The following is a 17,531-nucleotide window of genomic DNA, read 5'->3' as shown; positions in this document are numbered from 1 at the left end:
TGCAATGCAGCCACACCCCGCAGGCACAAGCATCAAAGCTCAAGGTTATGCCACAAACAGCATCACGCACTGACCATCGTCAGCTCTTGCAACGCATCATTATCCAATCGCAATCTTGCGGCGAACAGCAGTTCATCCAGCTGCTCTGACGTCGTTGCACTTGCAATCGGAGCAACAATGCCAGGCTGTTTCAGCAACCAGGCGATCGCCACTTGACCTGGCGTTGCCACATAACGGCTAGCCACCTCATCGAGCTTTTGTAGAATCAGTTGTCCGCGCTCATTCAAATAGGTTTCAACCACCTTCGCCCCACGCACGCTTTTAGCCGCATCGGCAGTACTTCGGTACTTTCCGGTTAGAAAGCCTGCAGCCAGCGCATAAAACGGTGCGACAGCCAAGCCCTGTTCTTGCACCACAGGGAGCAATTCCTTTTCGTATTCTGTCCGATCGTACAAGTTGTACCCCGGCTGCAGAACTTGAAAGCCGGTGACATTGAGGCCCTTGGCTACCCGTGCCGCTTGGGCAAGCCTTGCTCCACTGTAGTTAGAAGCCCCTAAGCTACGAACCTTGCCTGCTTGAATCAAGCCGCTCAGCGCTTCCAAAGTTTCTTCCAATGGCGTTGCAAGATCATCCTCATGCGTGTAATACAAATCAATGTAGTCTGTCTGCAAACGCTTAAGCGAGGCATCCACAGCTTCTCGGATATAAGCAGCCTTCAACCCCGACTTTCCTTCGCCCATAGGTTTACCGACTTTGGTGGCAAGCACCACCTTATCCCTCTTGCCGGATTGTTTAAACCATTGACCCAAAATGCTTTCTGATTCACCGCCTTGGTGCCCAGGCACCCAGCGCGAGTACACATCAGCGGTATCAATGAAGTTAAATCCAGCATCCACAAAAGCGTCTAACAAACGATGCGACTGGCCTTCATCAACCGTCCATCCAAAAACATTACCGCCAAAACATAGGGGTGAAACATTGATACCAGTTTGTCCTAGTGCGCGCATTTCAGGCATGTAGACCTCCTTATTTGATTGATGCAATGTTAACCACAGTCTATAACGCCTACAGCAAACGTGTGCGAGAGGTCTGCGTCCAGATGTTAAAAACGCCGGTTTTCGTAGTTTGAAAGGCTGGGCCCTGGGCCTACTGCTGATAAATAACACCGCGTCAAGACTCACATCTTTGAGATAATGCGCTGCATATGTTCAGTTACCGACACGCCTTCCACGCAGGAAACCACGCCGATGTGCTTAAACACACCGTACTCCTTGCCACCCTCGACTACCTTAAGCAAAAGGACGTCGCTCTTACCCTGATTGATACCCATGCTGGTAATGGCATTTATCGCTTAGACGGAGATTTTGCGCAAACCAGCAACGAAAGCGCAAGTGGCATACAACAATTGATAGCCACCGCCACAAATGCGCAAGAAGCATTAGACCCCACTGTTGCCCGTTATCTGGACATGGTTCGCCAATTCAATGATGAGTTAAGCAGCCGTACGAAGCGACTGGTGTACCCCGGCTCGCCAGCCTTGCTGCAGCACTCCATGCGTTCGCAGGATCAACTGCATTTGTTTGAACTCCAACCCGCAGACATGCGCGCACTGCAAGGCAATATGGAGCAAGGGCCTTATGCGAACCACACTCACGTCTGGCACGAAGAGAGTTTCAAAGGCAGTTTACGCTTCTTGCCACCTCCATCGCGCCGAGGCTTAGTGCTGTGTGACCCAAGCTACGAACTCAAAACAGACTACCAACAAGTAAGCCAATGGCTTAGTGAGGCGCTGCGTAAATTTGCCACCGGAACGTATCTGATCTGGTACCCCGTCATTCCAAGGCCTGAGGCCCATGAACTGCCAAGAAAACTCAAAGCCATTGCGCGACAAGCAGGCAGAGGTTGGTTGCATACAACCTTAGCCATCAAGAGTGGTGGGAAACCAGGCGTGCAGTTGCCCGGCGAAAAAGTCGAGCGCACAGGAATGGTGGCCAGCGGCATGGTCGTCATCAATCCACCGTACATTCTGCGGGAGCAGCTGCAAAAAGCATTGCCCGAATTGGTTCGCGCATTGGGACAAGACCATTTGGCCGCCCACACCTTGGAAAGCGCTGAAGCGCCATGACCTCCATATCCAGCCGCACCCCCAAACCGCGCATCACTATCCGCTATTGCACACTGTGCCAATGGCTGCTGCGTGCTGGCTGGATGGCGCAAGAGCTGCTCTCCACGTTTGGCACGGACGTGCAAGAAGTGGCCTTGCTTCCTGACACGGGAGGCATTTTTCAGATCTACTGCGATGAAACCCTGATTTGGGACCGTGCGACTGACGGAGGTTTTCCTGATGTGAAAACACTCAAACAGCGCGTGCGCGACTGCATTGATCCTGCGCGTGACCTTGGCCACATTGACCGCAACAGCTGAGCATCGTATCTAGATACTATTCCAACTCTTGCGCTACCGGCTGACTTGGCACGTTATTCACATCAAAGTGCAAAAATGCAACCAAAAACTGCACACCGATCAAAACCGTCAAACCAGCCAGCATCACAGTACCGTTGCTTGATGGCACATGGCTGGACCAGCTTGCAATCCACTTCAACGCGCCAAACACACAACCAAAGAGCAAAAACAAACTGGCAAACAAACTGTATAGCGATCCTAAATTGAAGTCACGAATCCAATAGGTATACACGTATCGCTTAACCATGCGTGAAAGATTACCCATTAGAAATTCCGGCAACACCTTGCGCACATTCAAGTTAGAGACTTCATCGCCATACACGGCCTCCATAGGGATATCTTTAACCACGGCACGAACCGTATTGAGCCGAAACAAAAGATCCGTCTCGAAAAAATACCGTTTCGCAATTTTTTCCAACGGCAACACCTTCAATACATTGGTGGCAATAGCGGTATAGCCATTGGTAGGGTCCATATTGGGCCAATACCCACTACTGAGTTTTGTCATGAACGACAACGCCAAATTGCCAAATAAGCGTACCTTTGGCATGACCTGCAATGATTGTGGACGGTAAAACCGATTGCCCTTGGTGTAATCGGCCTGCCCAGACAAAATCGGCTTGATAAAGCGCGGAATCAAACTCGGATCCATTTGCCCATCACCATCGACTTTAACCACCACCGCAACGCCATCCTCAAGCGCTTGACGGTAGCCGGTCATCACAGCGCCACCTACACCTTGGTTTTGCTCATGAAACAGCACTTGAACGCGAGGATCTTGGTTGTGCTCTTGCACGAACTGCCCACTCCCATCTGGGCATGCATCATCCACCACATAAATACGCTGCACGCAGTCTGGCATGCCAGCCAGTACGTCCATGATATGGCGTGTAACTTTATAAGAAGGAATGACAACGGCAACTAAGGGAGCTGACATGGCTTACACAATATTCAAAGATGAAAGAAACAACACACTGAATTGTTGTGGTTAAAAGCCCGTTGAAACCATGACAAAACACATCAAGTGCTGTACACAAAACCATGCCGACCAACCGTAGATACTGAACCCTAAGTTAGGTTCCTGCATATCAATTCAGCCAACTGGCAGCTTGGTGATATGGCCTTAAGGCAATCCACCAACCAGCCGATACTAACCCAAGTATAGACAGCACCTGAAAAGCCAAAGCCGAACAAACGTTCAAAGGCTTAAAGTGGTCAACAGCCTTTTTTAAAAACACCGCTCAACAAAACGCTCACATTTGTGAATGTCAGATGTAGGAGATGAATCCACCTTCATTTCTTCAGCGTCATCTATCGTGATGTATTGACAACAATTGGCAATTTTCCACATCTTTACATTACAAAAGCAGCACAAAAATCAACAAACACAGTTAATGCGAGTTATTTTCATTACAATAATTTAAATCATTGTTCTCAACTTCTTCTCTGTTAGTGCTATGCCATACGCTCCTCTACGCCATCGTTTTCGTCGCCCTTTAATCTCTGTTGCAGCTGCTGCAACAGCAAGCCTACTCGCTCAGCCACTGGTGGCGCAAACCGCTAATGCTGAAGAAGACAGCATTTTGCAAGAAGTCACGATTACAGCAGAAGATCAACTGCGCCAAGCAGTCGGTGTCTCTACCATCACGGCGCAAGACATCGAAAACCGTCCTCCGGCTAATGACCTGTCAGAATTGATTCGCACCATGCCTGGCGTCAACTTGACAGGAGCAAGCTCTACCGGGGCATTTGGCAACCAACGCCAAATTGATATCCGCGGCATGGGCCCTGAGAACACCCTGATTTTGATTGATGGAAAACCCGTTCAATCACGCAGTTCCTCCATGATGCGCCGCACAGGCGAGCGCAATACGCGTGGCGACAGCAACTGGGTTCCTGCCAGTGCAGTCGAACGTATTGAAGTGTTGCGTGGCCCTGCAGCTGCGCGCTATGGCTCAGGTGCGGCCGGTGGTGTGGTAAACATTGTTACCAAGAAACCGACCGACCAACTCACCGGTGAAGCGACGGTTTACTACCGCACACCACAAGAAGGCAATGAGGGCGACAGTAAACGTCTGGGCTTTAATTTAGCAGGACCATTGGCCGAGAACTTGTCTTTCCGCCTCTACGGCAATGTGGCTAAAACAGACCGTGACGAGCCAGGAATCAACCTCGGGGTCGGTGAACAAGCAAGCCCTGCTGCAGGTCGTGAAGGTGTACGCAACCGGGATATTGATGGTTTGCTGCGCTGGGATCTGACTCCTGACCAAGTGTTGGAATTCGAGGCAGGTTTGAGTCGCCAAGGCAGTATCTACACTGGTGAGCGTTTTATCCAAGGCGCATTGAACCCCATTCAGCAGCAATTGACAGACAGTGGTGCAGAAACGAATCGCACTTTGCGCCGCACCGCATCAGTCACACACCGAGGCAACTGGGGCGACTTGGGCAATTCCCGCGTGATCTTCCAATACGAAGACACCAATCGCCGTTACATCAACGAAGGTGCTGCCGGCTCCAGCGAAGGTGCATTCACCGATCCTATCACCTGGAACAACTCCGAGCTGAAAAACTACTACCTCAATGGTGAGATGTACACGCCATTGAACTTGGGTGGCATGAGCCATGTGTTAACCACTGGTGTGGAGTACCGCAAGGAAAAGATCAAAGATCCAGGATCACAAAATGCCAATCCTCCTGCTGGCTTTGAATCCAGTGGCACAGGTAAAGCCAGCGCAGACACATGGGCCGTTTACCTGGAAGACAATATTGCTTTGAGTGAAGCCTTGGTACTGACTCCTGGTGTTCGACTAGACCACCACGACAATTTCGGCAGCAACTGGAGCCCCAGCCTGAATGCCACCTACCAACTCAATGACCAATGGTCTATCAACGGTGGTGTTGCGCGCGCATTCAAAGCGCCAAATATTTACCAATCAAACCCTGAGTATTGGTACACCACCATGGGCAATGGCTGTCCAATTGGCATCAGTGGTCCTTGCTACATTCAAGGCAATCCTGATTTGAAACCGGAAACCAGCATCAACAAAGAAATTGGTGTGGCTTGGAACAACCACCAAGGCTGGGATGCAAGCCTGGCATTCTTCGACAACGATTACAAAAATAAAATCGTGGCCGACATGCCCAACGCAGCTCCTGACGACTATGGAACATTTCGTCGCTTCCAATGGTTCAATGCCGGCAAGGCCAAAGTACGCGGCTTGGAAGGCAGCTTGAATATTCCGTTGCTGGGTAACCATGGTGATACCCTGAAACTGTTCAACAACCTGACTGTAATGGATCAGAACAAGAACAAGGAAACAGGTCAACCGCTGTCGATCATTCCTAAGTACACACTCAACAGCACGCTTGATTGGCGCATCAATGACAAATTCAACACTGAGTTGACTGCGACTGTGTATGGCAAGCAAAAACCTCGTACGCTGGGCTCGCGTGGCCAGGAACTAACCACTGAGGGCCGTGGCTCCTATGCATTATTTGGTTTGCGAGCCAACTACACGATCAACAAAAATCTGCGCGCAGGCTTTGGTGTTGAAAACCTAGGTAATAAGCGCTTGTACCGCACGGCCAACTCTGAATCTGCAGGTGCTGCCTCTTACAACGAGCCAGGCCGTGCCTATTACTTCACATTGACTGGCTCATTCTGAGTCTGACGACAACAGTGAAGGTGTTTTGATCAGCACTTCTCTGCCCCAGAATACTGAGCTGCAGCCACTTGGGCATTTTGATGTCCAAGTGGCTTTTTCTTTTATGATCAATCGCAGCGACTTTCCAAGCTATTGTTCCGATGACTACTCCTGCCAACGCCTACATTACTGATGTGGCATACCCTGCCCACTTTCACCGGGAAATGATGCCGCTCTGGCTACATGCCACATTGACCGGTATTGGCATTGATGCGCCATCAATCGAGCGCCCTTTTACTTGGCTGGAATTAGGATGTGGCAGTGCTGTGAACTTGTTGGCCGCAGCAGCACGATACCCTCACAGTGTATTTGTTGGGATAGACCTCAGTGAGCGCGAAATAGAACAGGCGCGCCAATGGGCAAAAGCTTGCGCACTCGAGAATGTGCATTTTCTCTGTGCCAACTTTGAAGCACTGTCACCTGAAGGTGTTTTGCCAAGACTACTGGGTAACGAATGGCGTCAAGCACAGGTATCTGCATTTGACTATATCGTCTCACACGGGGTGTATTCATGGGTAAATGTGCAAACAAGGCATGCCATGCATGCCATCATTGGCCAGTACTTGAAACCCAAAGGCATCGCTTATCTGGCGTACAACTGCCAGCCAGGCGCAGCCACATTCGCAGCTACTCAGAGGTTGATGTACCTGAATGCACAGCGCCTAGGCGGCGCACACGCAGACCACATTCACAATAGTCTGGATTTGGCACTCACTGTAGCCCAAGGAGGTGCAGGCTATTTTGTAGAACAACCTGCCGCCTGGCGCGAACTTGAGCGTATACGCCACATGGACACAGCTTATCTGGCTCATGAATTTTTCAATCGCAATTGGTCGGCGCTGCACGTCTCCGATGTCATGGCCGATTTAACACAGAGCAACTGTGTATACGCAGGCAGTGCCACTCCAATTGAAAATATCGACGCGTTTTCATTACCAACCAAACTGCGCAACTTGGTCAGCCATATGCACCACCAAGGCATAGGCATTGCACAAATTGAAACCACCAAGGACATCGCACGCAATCAAACGATGCGGCGCGATTTGTACCAAAAACTCCCCCAAGCATCCACCGCTGCCCCCGAAAAAAGTCCAATACAACTCTCAGCCCAAGAGCATCGCGCCAAACTGATGAAACAACGCGTAGCTCTATTGCCTGCAGCTCAAACAGCAGGCAAGCGAGACATATCCATCCGCATCCCTACACGTATTGGCCCTGTGGAATTACCTGCAGGGCACGTTCAACCAATTGTGCAAAAACTGCGAAATGGCAGCCAAACCTATGCCGAACTAACCCGATTAGAGCCCTATTGCACAGCACCTGGCTCGCTCAACCCAGTGCTACAAACATTGGCTTGGGCTGGCTGGCTTCAGTTTGCAGCAGCAGAGCAAGACCACGCCCAAACAAACGCAATTGCCCAACGTTTACAACAGCTACGCAACATATTCATTGCAGCCAATCAACCAGACTTAGCAAGTCAGATCTAGTTGCTTAACCCCATAACACAAGCCCGTTTCAGGCTTAATTCGCATAAAGCAAATGGCAATTGGCAATTGGTTATGTCTTACAGCGATAAATGTTGGGAGAAGAAGGCCACCGTACGTTGCCACGCGAGATCAGCTGCAGTAGCGTCAAAAGCAGCACGCGGATCACAATTGAACCCATGATCCGCCTCGTACACATGTACTTGTACTGAAGGCTGAACTTGTTCAAATGCACTCACGCTGTCGAGAGATATCCAATGGTCTTTAGTACCAAAATGCGCCATCACAGGGACTTTGGGCTGACGAGTGAGCTCATCGGGGCCAGTCATACCACCACCATAATAAGTTACAGCAGCCGATAAGCCACTAACCAGCTCTGCGGAGCGCCAGGTAAGCAGTCCCCCCCAACAAAATCCGGTCACCCCCACTTTCCCAACATGCTGCTGGCCCGCAAAATCCACCGCCGCTTGAATGTCTTGCACCACACCTTTGCCTGGCAATGCCTCTACGGCTGATTTCAGCGCAATCCCATCTTGCATTGCCGCTTCATCATAACCAAGCTCTATGCCAGATTTCACTCGCGCAAACGTTGAGGGGGCAACCACCATAAAGCCTTCCTTGGCAAAGCGATCAGCTACATCACGAATATGTGCATTAACGCCAAAGATCTCTTGCAAAACCACTAGTGCGCCTTTTGCATGTTTTTCCGGCTGCGCCAAGTACGCATCCAATTCAAAACCATCTGCGCTAGTGAGTTTGATCCATTCGCCCATAAAACATCCTTTACCAATCGACATTAACTCTGATCAACAATAGTGCATTCATCGCAGCAATTGCCATTTACTTCGCCTCAGTATAGGTCGCTGTACACGGCAAATCATAGTCATGATCGGATGTGTTACGCTTGCTGCCGCTGTATTGACTACCTTTTCTGCATTGCGAAAGTGATGCTTTCTCGACTATGCGTTATTTGCTCGTTTGCATACCCTTACTGACTAGCCTGTACGGCCTCAGCCCGGCGGCGTGGGCAGATGAAAGTCTGATGAAGTCCAAGGCATGCATCGCATGCCACAGCGTAGAACGAAAAATTGTGGGACCTGCATTCAAAGATGTGGCGGCCAAACGGCAAGGCGAAGATGGCGCGCTCCAGATTTTGGTGGACCATATTCGCAACGGCAGTAAAGGCGTATACGGGCCTGTACCCATGCCCCCCAACACCCGGGTCAATGAAGAAGAAGCGAAAAAACTAGCGGAATGGATTTTGCAGTTGAAGTAACGGTCTTCAACTGTGATTTAAAAAAACTCGTTAAATACACCGTTGGATTATTTCCAACGGATAGGCTCTTGATGCAAGACCATGTCCATATCCATCCCCAGCGACAGCGCCACCTCAGCGGGATAGGTTGAGGTGCTATATGTCATGCCAAGACTTGAAATGCATGCACGCCATACAGCCAAATGCAGTACTGCAGCCAAAGGGCTAATGTTTTCATCGTCCTCTAACGGCGCTTCACAATTTTGAACAATATTGCTCAAAATCTCAGGCATACCCCACTGTTTTATAAAAAGCGCACTGTCTTTAAAGCTGCTGCCAGATGGCATTGAGGCAATAAACGCAAATGCCTGCTTTCGCAGCGAAGCCAACGGACTGGATTTTTTCTTTTCAGGAAAATCATTCAGCCCCCCACCATTGGTCGAGCCAATCATATGAATTGCATGCAATAGCCCAGCGCTATAGGCCAATTGCTCATTAAGAAGTAAGTCCCTCGCCAACGACCGGGCAATGCGCGCTACTTCCAATACATATTTTCGCCATGCTAGGTAATGGCTATCCTTGTTCACCGCATTGGCATACGGAGACCCAAGAGGTCCCACCAACGCAGCACGCAAATCATCTATGGACAGTAATGCTAACGCTGCGCTCGCATGGGAACAGGTTTGCGGCCAGCGCTGGCTGCAAACAACCAATAAACGTGCAGTCAATGCTGGTTCATTGGCAAAACCTTGGTTAAGCTGGTCCATGCGGGGTCGTGCAGATTGCAACTCCTGCTGCAAAAAAGCCAAGCTGCCAGCAAAAAATGGCAATGACGGCAGTATCGAGCCATCAGCCACACTTGCCCCCTTTATCTCCAGAGCGCGTCAAGCAAATTCTTAGGAAACACGAATTAATTGAAGTAAGCACAATAAATTATTTGCACAAAATTAACATTTTAGAAGGCAAACAAGAACATCATATGTCACACATTGTGACATATGATCACTTGCCCACTGATCTACTATTTCAAGCCCTTCAATTTGGCAAATGCAGACTGCATGGCCGACTGCGGGGCCTGTTGCGATCCGCGTGAAGAAGCTTTCACTTTTGCATCGCGCCCCGCACTCATGTTGCTTTTCGGGTCTGATGTTGTTGATCGGTCACCAGCGCGAGTGACGACAGCATCCAGACGCATTGTTAAGCTGATTCGCTTGCGAGGCACATCAACTTCCAGCACTTTGACCTTGACGACTTGCCCAGTTTTGACCACTTCGCGAGCATCTTCCACAAAGCGGTTGGCCAACTGACTGACGTGAATCAAACCATCTTGGTGCACCCCCAAATCAACGAAAGCACCAAACTGAGCGACATTGCTCACCGTCCCCTCAAGGACCATATCAGGTCTTAAATCAGCAATATCCTCAACGCCATCATTGAAGCGGGCAACAACAAAATCAGGCCGTGGATCACGCCCAGGCTTCTCAAGTTCACTCAAGATATCTTTGACCGTAATGGAACCCACTCCATCGCGCGCAAACTGCTCGGGTTTGAGGGTCTTCAAAAATTGCGTATTGCCCATGAGCTGGTCAACAGGCTTACCCGTGGTCTGCAAAATGGCTTCAACGATGGGATAGGTTTCCGGGTGCACGCCTGTGGTATCAAGCGGATTGTCCCCATCACGAATACGCAGAAAGCCTGCACTTTGCTCAAATGCCTTAGGCCCGAGGCCAGAAACCTTGAGCAGTTGCTGGCGATTTTTAAACGCCCCATTGGCTTCGCGCCAACGCACCACCGCCCGCGCAACGGTGTTACTCAGCCCAGACACTCGTGCCAGCAACGGTGCACTGGCAGTATTCAGATCCACGCCAACACCGTTGACGCAATCCTCCACCACGGCATCCAAAGCACGTGCCAACTCAGTCTGGTTCACATCGTGCTGGTATTGGCCCACACCAATAGATTTCGGGTCGATCTTGACAAGCTCAGCCAAAGGATCCTGCAAACGACGCGCGATACTGGCAGCGCCGCGCAAACTGACATCGACATCAGGCATTTCCTCACTCGCGAATGCGCTGGCAGAATAAACCGATGCCCCAGCCTCACTGACCACCACTTTTTGCATATGGTGCCCAGTCTTGTCTGCGAGCATTTTGACCAATTCAGCCGCTAACTTATCGGTCTCACGACTGGCCGTCCCATTGCCAATCGCGATCAGAACCACTCGATGCTTGGCACACAATGCTGCCAAGGTGTGCAAGGCTCCTTGCCAATCGCGGCGTGGTTCATGTGGAAAAACTGTTGCCGTGTCCAACAACTTGCCTGTGGCATCCACAACGGCAACCTTGACGCCGGTTCGAATGCCAGGATCCAATCCCATCACGGTGTGAGAGCCTGCAGGCGCAGCCAACAACAAGTCGCGCAAATTGTCTCCAAACACTTTGATAGCAACGCCCTCAGCTGCCTCGCGCAATTTAGCAAACAAGTCCCGTTCCAAAGACAAACTGAGCTTGACACGCCACAGCCAGGCAACGGCCTTGCGCAGCCAGTCATCAGCAGCACGTTGCTGATGACTCCATTTCAATTGCAACGCTAAACGCCCTTCGGCCAAGCTGGGTTTGCCTGGTTCAGGCTCAATCTCTTGCGTCAGGCGAACGTGCAAAATGTCCAAACTGCGGCCACGAAATACAGCCAATGCACGATGCGATGGAATGCGCGCAATCGGTTCATCGTAAGCAAAATAATCTTTGAATTTGGCTGTTTCAGACTCATCAGGGTTCTTGCCGTCTATCAACTGGCTAACCAGTACCCCGGTATCCCAAAGCCATTGCCGCATATGCTGCACCAGTGCCGCATCCTCTGCCCAAGCCTCGACCAAAATGTCCCGCGCACCATCCAGCACTGCATTGACCGTTGTGAAATCAGCACCATCCTCACTTTTTTCCGCTTTCACAAAAGCTTGAGCTGCCTCAATTGGAACCAGATTCGGGTCTGCAAAAAGCGACAACGCCAATGGTTCTAAGCCTGCCTCTTTAGCAATTTGCCCTTTTGTTCGGCGCTTTGGCTTGTAAGGCAAATAGATATCTTCCAATTCTTGCTTGGTCATCACCTGGGCAAGATGAGTCGCCAAAATCGGTGTGAGTTTGCCTTGCTCTTCGATGCTTTTTACAATCGCTTGGCGTCGCTGTTCGAGCTCTCTCAAGTAACCCAAACGCTCATCCAAAGCCCTCAGCTGCACATCATCCAAGCCGCCCGTTGCTTCTTTCCGATAGCGGGCAATGAATGGCACTGTAGCGCCTTCATCCAAAAGGGCAATGGCAGACTCAACTTGCCTTGCAGAGGCGCTCAACTCTTGAGCAATCAGTTGGGTAATGCGTTGTTGTGTTGCGAGATCGATCGTGGCCATGAGCAAATTCACGTCAATGAAGCCGTTTGCCTCAAAGCTTCACAAAAGCGGTAGGGCAAAACGGACAATCACTGCATCAAAATAAAATAGAAAACGGTTGAAAAATTTGCATGTCTATACATGTGTCTCCCACTGGGAGAACATGAACACATGCATCGCATACCATACCTGCTTAGCCTGCTGCTCGTTGCAGCGTATCGGCTAATTCTTGCGCCCAACGTTGCGCCACGTTAGCGTCTCTGGCCTCCACCATCAAACGCAGCACAGGCTCCGTTCCACTGGGGCGCACCAATAGCCTGCCCTGCCCCTGCAGCGCTTGTTCAGCATCGCGTATACGCTGTTGAAAGCTCGCATGCTGCATCCAACCATCGCGACTGTCGAGTCGAACGTTAATCAGTGTTTGCGGAAACAAGGCCGCATCAACCAAAGAATCGGCCACACTTTTACCGCTGCGCACCACACGCAAGAGCACTTGCAAAGCGCTGATGATGCCATCGCCTGTCGTATGCTTGTCCAGTGCCAGCAAATGACCTGAACTCTCCCCGCCGAGTTGCCAGCCTTTTTGCGCCAACCCCTCCAGCACATAACGATCCCCCACTTTGGCACGCAGCAATGCCACATGTTTTTGCTTGAGGGCTTCCTCGATGGCCATATTGGTCATCAATGTGCCCACCACGCCAGGCACAGATTCACCCATTTCCAAACGGTCACACGCCATCACATACAGCAATTCATCCCCGTTGAAAAGACGTCCACTGGCATCAACCATCTGTAGGCGATCAGCATCACCGTCTAATGCGATACCGTAATCAGCACCGCTTTCTCTGACTTTGGCTATCAACGCCTGGGGCGCAGTCGCCCCCACTCCTTTGTTGATATTGAGGCCATCGGGCTCCACACCAATACTGATCACTTCTGCGCCAAGCTCATGGAACACCTGGGGTGCGACTTGATAAGCCGCACCATGCGCCGCATCCACCACCAACTTCAATCCTTTGAGGCTCAAGTCGTGCGCAAAGGTGCTCTTACAAAACTCAATATAGCGCCCAGCTGCATCACTCAGGCGCCGTGCCTTACCCAGCGCGGCCGAAGGCGCCCATTGAGGCGCCTGACCAAGACCTCTCTCAACCAAAGCCTCCCAGTCATCCGACAGCTTAGTGCCTTGCGCGCTGAAAAATTTGATTCCATTGTCTTCAAAGGGATTGTGGCTAGCACTGATGACAACTCCCAAATCAGCGCGAATAGCGCGTGTGAGGTAAGCGACCGCCGGCGTGGGGATGGGGCCTAACAAAATTACATCTACACCAGCGGAATTGAATCCGGACTCCAACGCGCTTTCGAGCATATAGCCCGAAATACGGGTGTCCTTTCCAATCAAGACCGTTGGACTAGCCTGTGTTTTTTTTAATAAACGGCCTACCGTATGCCCAAGCTGCAAGATGAAATCAGGTGTAATGGGTTCTTGCCCCACAGTGCCTCGAATGCCATCCGTGCCGAAAAATTGTTTACTCATAGGCTGTATTTTCAATCAAAAATCAGTCGTTCCATGGGCAAATAATGTCCTTGAAACCATTCGTGACGTTACCAGACTTGATACGTTTTATAGACAAAACAGGCCAACTGCGACCACGCATCAACAGCATGCACAAAAAGCCTTTATCGCAAACTCAACCCTGCATCATGCATGGCTTGCCACACCTGCAACGCTTCAACTGTTTTTGCGACGTCATGAACCCGCACGATACGGGCCCCTCTATCAACTGCCAGCATTGCTGCGGTCACGCTGGCCACTAACCGCTGCCCAACATCTAGGCCAGTAACAGCCCCCAGCGCCGATTTACGGGACCACCCCGCCAGCACAGGAAACCCCAAAGACAACAATTCGGCCTGTCCATCTATTAATGAAAAATTTTGCTCGACGGTTTTACCAAAACCGATACCTGGATCTAACGTGATGCGTTCTGCTGCGACACCAGCATCCATAACCTTTTGTGCATGCTGCTGCAAAAAAAGGCGCACATCCTGCACAACAGGACCAGCCATAGGCTGCACTTGCATGTCTTGCGGTGTGCGGTGCATGTGCATCAGGCACACGCCACATCTTGGATGTTGACTCACAGCCTCCAGAGCACCGTTTTGTCGTAGCGCCCAAATGTCATTGATGATGTCAGCACCAAGATCAAGGCAAGCACGCATCACCTCAGGCTTATAGGTATCGATAGAAATTGGTTTCCCCAAGCACACCAACTCCTTGAGTACAGGGATAAGACGTGCAAGCTCATCCTCTAAAGATACGGCAGGGCTGCCAGGTCGGGTTGACTCAGCCCCAAGATCCAAGATATCAGCTCCTTGTGCCAGCAAAGACTCGGCATGCAACACCGCAGCTCGCACCTCGTTGTAACGCCCGCCATCAGAAAACGAATCTGGAGTCAAATTGACAATGCCCATTACCAGTGGGCGCTGCAAGCTGAGATCGAAACGAGATGTTTGCCAATACGGCTGGGGCGTATTCATATGCATGATACGGTTTTGAAATTCATCACAGAAAGATTGAGAGGATGCACGCGCACTGGACTCACGCAAATGGCATTCACGTAGGAGAGTAGCCGCGCCCACCAATAAGAAACGGGGCATGAAAGCCCCGCATGTTTAACTCATCGCCCTACCAACTGAAACCACGTAATTACGCAGCAGAAGGCGATGGATCTGTTGTCACAGATGGCGTTCCGCCATCTGAATTGTTGTTGCCACCTCCAACAGAAGGATGTTTTGGCACCCAATCCTTCGGAGGTGTTGGCGCCTTACCTGCCATGATTTCATCAAGCTGAGTCGAATCAATAGTTTCCCAATCCAACAAGGCTTTCGCCATGGCATGCATCTTGTCTTGGTTCTCTTCGATCAGACGACGCGCCAAGGAATATTGCTCATCAATGATACGACGCACCTCAGTGTCTACTTTTTGCATCGTAGCCTCACTGACATTGGTTGTTTTGGTTACTGAGCGCCCCAAAAACACCTCGCCCTCATTTTCGGCGTAAACCATTGGCCCCAATTCATCAGACATGCCGTAACGAGTCACCATGTCGCGGGCCAATTGGGTCGCCTTATTGAAGTCATCCGAAGCCCCAGTGGTCATCTGATTCATGAACACTTCTTCAGCAATGCGGCCACCAAAGAGCATAGAAATACGGCTCAACGCCCATTCCTTATCGTAGCCATAGCGATCCTTTTCAGGCAGCGTAAAAGTCACGCCCAACGCACGACCACGTGGAACGATAGTCACTTTATGCACCGGGTCAGACTTAGGCAGCAACCGACCAATTAGAGCATGCCCTGCTTCATGGTAGGCCGTGTTTTTCAATTCCTCTGGGTCCATCACCGCAGAGCGGCGCTCTGGCCCCATGAAAATTTTGTCTTTGGCAGACTCAAAGTCTTGCATCTCCACAACACGCGCATTACGGCGCGCTGCCATCAAGGCTGCCTCATTACACAAGTTAGCCAAGTCAGCACCAGACATCCCAGGTGTGCCACGCGCAATCACATTGGCATTCACGTCTTGTCCCACAGGAATTTTGCGCATGTGCACGCTCAAAATTTGCTCACGTCCTTTGACGTCTGGCAGTGTCACATAAACCTGACGATCGAAACGCCCTGGACGCAAAAGTGCTGCATCCAAAATATCGGGTCGGTTTGTAGCCGCGACCACAATCACGCCCATGTTGGTTTCAAATCCATCCATCTCAACCAGCATCTGATTAAGAGTCTGCTCGCGCTCGTCATTGCCTCCGCCCAGGCCAGCACCACGCTGACGACCAACGGCATCAATTTCATCAATGAAGATGATGCAAGGCGCATTTTTTTTGGCGTTCTCAAACATATCGCGCACGCGAGCGGCGCCAACGCCCACAAACATTTCAACGAAATCAGAACCAGAAATGCTGAAGAATGGAACTTTGGCCTCGCCTGCAATCGACTTCGCCAACAAAGTTTTGCCGGTTCCAGGAGGCCCAACCAATAAGAGACCACGAGGAATACGACCACCCAAGCGTTGGAATTTCTGAGGATCCTTTAAGAAATCAACAACTTCTTTGACCTCTTCTTTCGCTTCATCCGCGCCGGCCACGTCTGCGAAAGTCACGGTATTGTTACTCTCATCAAGCATGCGCGCTTTGCTCTTGCCGAAGCTAAAAGCCCCTCCCTTGCCGCCACCTTGCATCTGCCGCATGAAGTACACCCATACAGCAATCAAAAGCAACATGGGGCCCCAACTGATCAGAATGGATCCCAACAGCGAACGCTGTTCACGCTCTTTGATATTGAACTTGACATTGGCATTGATCAAATCGTCAATCAGCCCACGGTCAAAAAACGTCCCAGTAGTCCGCACTTTGGCGCCATCAGTAGTAGTGGCCATGATTTCCACCCCACCTGCACCAGTCTCTTGAATGGCAGCCTCTTGGATCTGGTGGTTTTGCACCATGCTGATGAAATCAGAGTACGGCTTTTGTTGCGCACCACCACTGCCACTGGTATCAAACTGTTTGAATACCGTAAACAAAACAACAATGAGGACAAGCCACATCGCCACTTTGGAGATCCATTGATTATTCAAGCCATTGCTCCTGAAAATATTTCACCGACAATTGTCTGCACGTTCAACCCACGCATTTGCGCTGTCCATTGCATAGAAAAGCGCTGCATTCACTGTATCAGATGGCTTACAAGCGCACCGTGGGTTGATTTACTGTTTCAATTAAGCCCAATTCTATGCTTTTCAAGGCTCCGAGCCGCTTAAATGGTTACTGCCCCAGTAGGGGATTGACCCGTAAGAACACCGTCTACTACAACCTCGTTTTGCTTAAATCGGTAAATCGCCACACTCCAATCTAGTGCTAGCAGCGCAACAAAGCGGCGTCAATGAACCAACAGTGTCGCCTTGNATCGCAGTCATACAGCCCACCGGCTGCAGACCACGATGAATACCGCGCAAGAGGCCATTGCGGTGCACCTGCGCAAGAGCTTGTTGCTATCGTTGGACGATCTGCTGGCTGTCATGCGTGAGTTCGTGTGCCCAGATGTCTCGCGCTCTGGCTTGGATCGAAGCCAGCAGCGCCACGGCGTTGGCAACCTGCGCACCATGCAGCCCAAGGTAGAAAAACCCAGGGCCAAGAAGTTCAAAGCCTATGCGCCTGGCTATGTGCATGTGGACATCAAATACTTAC

Annotated in this window: 13 protein-coding genes and 1 pseudogene; 6 read left to right on the top strand and 8 right to left on the bottom strand. The window is 50.7% G+C overall.

Annotation, left to right across the window (positions count from 1 at the left end):
• Positions 1-62: 62 nt before the first annotated feature.
• Positions 63-1,016 (bottom strand): aldo/keto reductase, encoded by a 954-nt coding sequence (locus E9531_RS15170; RefSeq protein WP_136574616.1) that lies wholly within the window; start codon positions 1,014-1,016, stop codon positions 63-65.
• Positions 1,017-1,204: 188 nt separating this feature from the next.
• Between E9531_RS15170 and E9531_RS15165 the strand changes: the two genes are divergently transcribed.
• Positions 1,205-2,125: a 23S rRNA (adenine(2030)-N(6))-methyltransferase RlmJ gene (locus tag E9531_RS15165; RefSeq protein ID WP_136574615.1), complete on the top strand. Its 921-nt coding sequence runs from the start codon at positions 1,205-1,207 to the stop codon at positions 2,123-2,125.
• The gene (locus tag E9531_RS15160; RefSeq protein ID WP_136574614.1) at positions 2,122-2,424 is read left to right on the top strand and encodes an Rdx family protein; all 303 of its coding nucleotides are present in this window, start codon (positions 2,122-2,124) and stop codon (positions 2,422-2,424) included. The genes E9531_RS15165 and E9531_RS15160 overlap by 4 nt, the downstream gene beginning before the upstream one ends.
• Before the next feature lie 16 nt (positions 2,425-2,440).
• Here E9531_RS15160 and E9531_RS15155 read toward each other — a convergent pair whose 3' ends face one another.
• Entirely contained in the window at positions 2,441-3,400 is a 960-nt protein-coding gene (locus E9531_RS15155; RefSeq protein WP_136574613.1) for a glycosyltransferase family 2 protein, read from the bottom strand.
• Positions 3,401-3,920: 520 nt separating this feature from the next.
• Here E9531_RS15155 and E9531_RS15150 point away from each other — a divergent pair.
• Entirely contained in the window at positions 3,921-6,128 is a 2,208-nt protein-coding gene (locus E9531_RS15150) for a FepA family TonB-dependent siderophore receptor (protein ID WP_136574612.1), read from the top strand.
• 140 nt (positions 6,129-6,268) lie between these two features.
• Positions 6,269-7,654 (top strand): class I SAM-dependent methyltransferase, encoded by a 1,386-nt coding sequence (locus E9531_RS15145; RefSeq protein WP_136574611.1) that lies wholly within the window; start codon positions 6,269-6,271, stop codon positions 7,652-7,654.
• 77 nt (positions 7,655-7,731) lie between these two features.
• On the opposite strand, the gene E9531_RS15140 is transcribed toward E9531_RS15145, so the two are convergent.
• Positions 7,732-8,424 carry a dienelactone hydrolase family protein gene (locus E9531_RS15140; protein ID WP_136574610.1) on the bottom strand — a complete coding sequence of 231 codons (693 nt, stop codon included), beginning with the start codon at positions 8,422-8,424 and terminating at the stop codon, positions 7,732-7,734.
• Positions 8,425-8,612: 188 nt separating this feature from the next.
• Here E9531_RS15140 and E9531_RS15135 point away from each other — a divergent pair, with 188 nt between their 5' ends.
• Positions 8,613-8,927: a c-type cytochrome gene (locus E9531_RS15135; protein WP_136574609.1), complete on the top strand. Its 315-nt coding sequence runs from the start codon at positions 8,613-8,615 to the stop codon at positions 8,925-8,927.
• 47 nt (positions 8,928-8,974) lie between these two features.
• On the opposite strand, the gene E9531_RS15130 is transcribed toward E9531_RS15135, so the two are convergent.
• From E9531_RS15130 to ftsH, 5 genes are all read right to left on the bottom strand, one after another.
• Entirely contained in the window at positions 8,975-9,763 is a 789-nt protein-coding gene (locus E9531_RS15130; RefSeq protein ID WP_158291812.1) for an HDOD domain-containing protein, read from the bottom strand.
• 164 nt (positions 9,764-9,927) lie between these two features.
• On the bottom strand, positions 9,928-12,309 hold the full coding sequence (locus E9531_RS15125; protein WP_136574607.1) for a Tex family protein: 2,382 nt from the start codon (positions 12,307-12,309) through the stop codon (positions 9,928-9,930).
• 172 nt (positions 12,310-12,481) lie between these two features.
• Positions 12,482-13,822, bottom strand: a complete 1,341-nt coding sequence (gene glmM / locus E9531_RS15120; RefSeq protein ID WP_136574606.1) for a phosphoglucosamine mutase — start codon at positions 13,820-13,822, stop codon at positions 12,482-12,484.
• Between the two features lie 143 nt (positions 13,823-13,965).
• The gene (gene folP, locus E9531_RS15115; RefSeq protein WP_136574637.1) at positions 13,966-14,823 is read right to left on the bottom strand and encodes a dihydropteroate synthase; all 858 of its coding nucleotides are present in this window, start codon (positions 14,821-14,823) and stop codon (positions 13,966-13,968) included.
• A gap of 169 nt (positions 14,824-14,992) precedes the next feature.
• Positions 14,993-16,921 carry an ATP-dependent zinc metalloprotease FtsH gene (ftsH, locus tag E9531_RS15110; protein ID WP_136574605.1) on the bottom strand — a complete coding sequence of 643 codons (1,929 nt, stop codon included), beginning with the start codon at positions 16,919-16,921 and terminating at the stop codon, positions 14,993-14,995.
• A gap of 330 nt (positions 16,922-17,251) precedes the next feature.
• Here ftsH and E9531_RS15105 point away from each other — a divergent pair.
• Positions 17,252-17,531, top strand: a pseudogene (locus E9531_RS15105) (IS481 family transposase); the annotation flags it as partial.

It is taken from the genome of Lampropedia puyangensis, from assembly GCF_004833285.1.
GTDB classification, from domain to species: Bacteria; Pseudomonadota; Gammaproteobacteria; order Burkholderiales; family Burkholderiaceae_C; genus Lampropedia; species Lampropedia puyangensis.
The sequence above is the reverse complement of the archived record's forward strand: the minus strand, read 5'-3'. Positions and strand labels throughout refer to the sequence as shown.

What these genes read in the sequence shown, in the direction of transcription:
- E9531_RS15135 (WP_136574609.1), top strand. Translation starts at nt 8,613, where the DNA reads ATGCGTTATTTGCTCGTTTGCATACCCTTACTGACTAGCCTGTACGGC.
- E9531_RS15165 (WP_136574615.1), top strand. Translation starts at nt 1,205, where the DNA reads ATGTTCAGTTACCGACACGCCTTCCACGCAGGAAACCACGCCGATGTG.
- E9531_RS15155 (WP_136574613.1), bottom strand. Translation starts at nt 3,400, where the DNA reads ATGTCAGCTCCCTTAGTTGCCGTTGTCATTCCTTCTTATAAAGTTACA.
- E9531_RS15140 (WP_136574610.1), bottom strand. Translation starts at nt 8,424, where the DNA reads ATGGGCGAATGGATCAAACTCACTAGCGCAGATGGTTTTGAATTGGAT.
- E9531_RS15170 (WP_136574616.1), bottom strand. Translation starts at nt 1,016, where the DNA reads ATGCCTGAAATGCGCGCACTAGGACAAACTGGTATCAATGTTTCACCC.
- E9531_RS15160 (WP_136574614.1), top strand. Translation starts at nt 2,122, where the DNA reads ATGACCTCCATATCCAGCCGCACCCCCAAACCGCGCATCACTATCCGC.
- folP (WP_136574637.1), bottom strand. Translation starts at nt 14,823, where the DNA reads ATGAATACGCCCCAGCCGTATTGGCAAACATCTCGTTTCGATCTCAGC.
- E9531_RS15125 (WP_136574607.1), bottom strand. Translation starts at nt 12,309, where the DNA reads ATGGCCACGATCGATCTCGCAACACAACAACGCATTACCCAACTGATT.
- E9531_RS15150 (WP_136574612.1), top strand. Translation starts at nt 3,921, where the DNA reads ATGCCATACGCTCCTCTACGCCATCGTTTTCGTCGCCCTTTAATCTCT.
- glmM (WP_136574606.1), bottom strand. Translation starts at nt 13,822, where the DNA reads ATGAGTAAACAATTTTTCGGCACGGATGGCATTCGAGGCACTGTGGGG.
- E9531_RS15145 (WP_136574611.1), top strand. Translation starts at nt 6,269, where the DNA reads ATGACTACTCCTGCCAACGCCTACATTACTGATGTGGCATACCCTGCC.